Source organism: Bartonella sp. DB5-6, from assembly GCF_000278115.1.
GTDB lineage: Bacteria > Pseudomonadota > Alphaproteobacteria > Rhizobiales > Rhizobiaceae > Bartonella > Bartonella refiksaydamii.
In genome coordinates this window covers 19,406-24,192 of record NZ_JH725121.1, presented here as the reverse complement: position 1 = coordinate 24,192, position 4,787 = coordinate 19,406, and the positions used below count along the sequence as shown (strand labels likewise).

Genomic DNA, 4,787 nt, shown 5'->3' with positions numbered 1-4,787 from the left:
AAAGCTTGCTCTTGATGTGATTGTGGTACCGGAGCGTATACGCCCTGTAGATGATGAGCATGCCAAGGCACTTGCGCAATCGATGGCGCGGGAGGAATTGATGAATCCGATTACGGTGCGCCATACCCCCAATGCTAAATAGGGTAATTACACGCTTATTGCTGGTGCGCACCGGCTTCGTGCTGCTGAGCTTTTGGGCTATAGTGACATTGATGCCGTTGTGGTGCAGGCTGATAAGGACAATGCTGCGCTTTTAGAAGTGGCTGAAAACCTCTTTCGCAATGAATTGTCTGTTATTGACCGTGCGCTTTTTGTCCAGACTTACCGCGAATTGTGGGAAAAGAAATATGGGGAGATTAAGCGTGGTGGGGACGGTAGTAATCAACATAAAGTCAAAAAAGAGCAATTGGGACAAGTTGTCCCAATTGCTCAAAGGGACAGCAATGCAACTTCAGATCACAATAAAATCGGGTGTGAAGGGGACAAAGTGGCAAAGGGTCAAATTGACCCTTTGCCAAATGATGGTGACTTAAATGGCAAAGTGCAAAGTTTGCACTTTGCCAAACATGTGGCGGACCGCATTGGTTTGTCTTCAAAATCAGTAAGACGTCTCAACAGTATTGCTCAGCATTTACAGCCGGAGTTGCGCTCTGTTTTACGGGGGACGGCGTTGGCAGATAATCAAGCGCAGTTGTTAAAATTAGCGAAGATGGAGCCGGTTGCGCAGCGGCGGGTGGCAATTGCTTTGCAACAGGTTGAGGGGGATTTACGGCGGGCTGTTGATTTGGTCAATGGGATTAATACACCTCCACAAATTAATGAACAGGAACGGATTTTTGCCCAATTGTTAGGAGTGTGGCAAAGGGCGGATGCGCAGACACGGGCGCGGTTTTGTGATTATCTTGCAAGAGAACGTGGGGAGGAGCAGGCATGAAGAGGCATGGTTCCCAACAGCTTGATTTTTTCCAAAAGCCGGTTTTTCCCTGTCGCGAACCAGTTACGCAGATTGATTTAGGGCGGTTTCGTTCACGCATGAAGCGTGCCATGGCGCTGGCTTTGCGCGAATGCCGAGTTGAACGCAGTGTAATTGCGGAGCGTATGGCGCATTATTTAGGGATTGGGTGTTTAAGTAAGGCCAGTTTGGATGCTTATGTTGCGGAAAGTAAGCAGGTTGATATTTCCCTGCCGCGTTTTAAGGCATTTGTGCGGGCGACAGAGGCATTTTGGCTCTGGGATGAGGTGGTGAGTGAAGATGGATTGTTGTTGTTGCAAGGGGATGAGGCGCGGTTAGCAGAAATTGCACGGCTCCAGCAGGAACAGCGGGAGATTGCAGCGCGATTGAAAGCCATGCGGGCTGTGCCGGTTCGCATTAAAAGGGGGCAGCCATGAAAGAATGGTTTCGTATTGCTGAATTGGCTGAGGCAGCTTTGCCAGGGTTGCCGAAAAGTAAAGGTGGATTGCGTAAGATTTTGGCGTCCACATGGCGTCATCAAAGTGGTTTGACACGTAAAGTTAAAGGGGTTTCTCGACCTATTGTAGAAGTTCACATCTCTTTATTGCCTGAAGTTGCGCGGGCTGCATTGTTGGTGCGCTCTGGTGGGGTTTGTGTAGAAGAAAAGACAGAGAAAAGCGATCAAAAGACAAGTATTTGGGTGCGTTATGAGGGGCTTTCAAAGGCGCATAAAAGGCGCTGTGAAGAGCGTTTGAAGGCACTTTGCTTTATGGATAATTTGATGGTTTCCGGTATGGGTGTGCATGATGCGGCAAGTTTGAGTGCGGTGCAATTTGGTGTGAGCCGGACGTCGCTTTTTAATTGGCGGCAGATGGTTGAAGGGTATGAGCGCCCTGATTGGTTGGCAGCGCTTGCGCCTTGTTATGGTGAGGAGACTGTTTCGCAATTTGCGCCGTGTCATGAGGGAGCGTGGGAGGTTTTTTGTTCGGATTATTTGCGCCCCTCTCGCCCTGCTTTTTCGGCGTGTTATCGGCGGATGGTTTCGGTTGCGCAGGAGCGTGGTTGGGCGCCTGTCCCTTCAGAGCGGGCTTTGCGGCGTCGTTTTGAAGCGCAAGTTTCCAAAGCGGTTGTGGTTTTAGCGCGTGAGGGAGAAGAAAAGGCAAAGAAGCTTTATCCGGCACAACGGCGTGATCGCTCGAGCCTGCATGCATTGCAAGCGGTGAATATGGACGGGCATAAACTGGATGTTTTTGTGAATGTTCCTTGGGGGCAAAAGCCTGTGCGGCTTTATCTGATTGCCATACAAGATCTTTATTCGGGCAAGATTTTATCGTGGCGCTTGTCGGATGCTGAGAGTTGGGAAATCGTGCGTTTGGTGATTGGGGACATGGTGGAGGCTTATGGAATACCAGAGCGTATGACCTTGGATAATGGGCGTGCCTTTACCAGCAAGTGGATTTCTGGCGGTGTGCAAAACCGCTTTCGTTTTAAAATTAAGCCGGATGATCCGCAGGGGCTTTTGACGAGTTTGGGTGTGCAATTGCAATGGACGACACCTTATAGCGGACAGTCTAAACCGATTGAGCGGGCATGGCGTGATTTGGCAGAAGCGATTTCCAAACATCCCTTTTGTGCGGGGGCATATACGGGCAATAAGCCGGATGCCAAGCCTGAAGATTATGGCAAGCGCGCGATAGGGTTTGATGAATTCAAAGCCCATGTTGGTGCGCAAATTTGTGCACACAATGCGCAAGCAGGGCGCAAGGCGCTGACATGTGCGGGTCGCAGTTTTGATGAGACCTTTACTGAGAGTTTGCAAGCCGAGGGGACGATTATTAGGCAAGCAACGGCAGCACAACGGGCTTTATGGCTTTTAACCTCTGAGGCATTGCGTGCGCAAAAGGGTACGGGCGAGATACATTTTTATGGCAATCGTTATTGGGCGCGGGCGTTGAATGAGCATGCGGGGCAAAAGGTGATTGTACGCTTTGATCCGGATAATTTGCATCAGGATTTACGGGTTTATGATTTGAACAATCGGTTGCTTTGTTTGGCGCCATGTCTTGCGGATGTTGGCTTTTACGACCAGCATGCGGCGCGTCTCAATGGGCGTTTGCGTAAAGAATATGTGAAGGCTGTTAAAGCAGAAAAACAATTGGCAGCAAAGCTTGCGCCTGATCACTTGGCAGATGTTTATGGGCGCCTTGAGAAAAAGGATGAAGCGTTTAAATCTAAGCTTCCGATAAAGCCAAAGGTGAGGCGCTTGATGCCAAATCATGTGGGGAATTTAGCTTTGACAGCAGAGGATGATGAGGTTTTGGACGCCCAAGAATTTAGCACGCACTTGCACAAAGCTTTGAGAAAGCTTTCCGCCTCTGATGAGGGGCGTGAGGTGATCAAGTTTCCTAAACGATAGGAAAGGAAAGAGGGGGGATTTATAAGGGTGCTTAGAAGAGTGCCTACAAGGGGAGCTGGTTTTGTATCGCGTACCAGCTTGAAGATTTAACAAAGAAAGGGGGGAGAAATCTTAATCCTTTAAAAGTTTAAATCAATACAATTAAATTTTCAGGCAAATTTTCATGTGTCTTTGCCTTAATCGGGTGAGGAGCGTGAAGTTAGCAAGTTCGCGGATGTGTGAGAAAGGGAGGGGAATTTATAAGGTTAGCCGTTTTAGTATCGCGTACGGCTTTAGAGTAACAAAAATGGGTAGGTGGGGGCCTACCCATTCAATAAAATCTAAAATCAATACGAATCTAGATCAATACGAGAGGGAGATTATAGATGAAAAACGCGATAAATGCAACGGTCGATAAAAATCCTTGGGCGCGACCAAAAATCCAGCCCAGTGGAACAGCACAAAACCGCAACAGTGATGACATTGCTTTATGGAATGAACTTGTGGATTCGGTGAGAGCTTTGGGGCAAATGAATGATTGGTCGAAAGCAGAGGTGGCGCGACGCATTGGCATGCCGGATGGGACGTTTTCGCAATGGTATGCTGGCAGTTATGCGGGGCAATTGGGTAAACAAAATGCGAAGGTTCAACAATGGGTTGAGGTTTTAAAGGAAACGGCGGGGTTTTTAGAGAAGATCCCAGAAAAGCCGCCGTTTCAGAGGAATCGTATAGCGGGTGAGATTATTGACACTTTAACACTGGCGCAAAGCACGGGGGATATGGTGATGATTACGCTTGATGCGGGTAGTGGCAAGACGGAAACCTGTCGCCATTATCGCTCTACCCGCCCGCATGTTTATCTGGTGACAGCAAGCCCGCATACACGCAGTGTTCACGGTATTTTGAATGATATGGCAGCAGAATTGGAAGTGGTGGAATATAATCCCACCCGCTTAACGCGTGCCATTGGTAAGAAATTAGAGCGTGTGGGCAGTGGCACGTTGTTGATCGTTGATGAGGCGCAAAATTTAACGGATGAAGCGATTAATCAGTTGCGCCATTTTGTTGATATTAATGGCACAGGGTTAGCTTTGGTTGGCAATGATGAGATTTCTGGACGTTTGGTTCATCGTCAAAATGGTCCCTCTTATGCGCAAATTAAAAGCCGATTGGCGATGCATCTGAAACGGCGCAAGCCCTATAGTGTGAGGATATTGCAGCGCGCATTCATGATTGGGGCATTGAAGATTCAGGGGCGATAAAGTTTCTGACAGGGATTGGCTTAAAGGCTGGTGCTTTGCGGCAAATTGACAAAACCATGATGTTGGCACGTATGGCAGCGCTTGGAGATGGGTGTGAGGTGAGCCTGAAACATGTCAAAGCGGCATGGAAAAACCGTGACGTGGAGGAATTGGCATGACGCGGATAAGCAATAAGGAA

Annotated in this window: 3 protein-coding genes and 1 pseudogene; all 4 read left to right on the top strand. The window is 48.5% G+C overall.

Annotation, left to right across the window (positions count from 1 at the left end):
- Positions 1 to 193 precede the first annotated feature (193 nt).
- A complete protein-coding gene (locus MCO_RS07555) occupies positions 194 to 934 on the top strand; it encodes a hypothetical protein (protein WP_007553546.1) in 741 nt (246 codons plus the stop codon).
- Positions 931 to 1,389: a hypothetical protein gene (locus tag MCO_RS07550; protein ID WP_007553545.1), complete on the top strand. Its 459-nt coding sequence runs from the start codon at positions 931 to 933 to the stop codon at positions 1,387 to 1,389. Before MCO_RS07555 ends, MCO_RS07550 begins: the two co-directional genes overlap by 4 nt.
- Entirely contained in the window at positions 1,386 to 3,368 is a 1,983-nt protein-coding gene (locus tag MCO_RS07545; RefSeq protein ID WP_007553544.1) for a transposase domain-containing protein, read from the top strand. The genes MCO_RS07550 and MCO_RS07545 overlap by 4 nt, the downstream gene beginning before the upstream one ends.
- A gap of 365 nt (positions 3,369 to 3,733) precedes the next feature.
- Positions 3,734 to 4,767 (top strand): annotated as a pseudogene (locus MCO_RS07540) (AAA family ATPase).
- Positions 4,768 to 4,787: the final 20 nt, after the last annotated feature.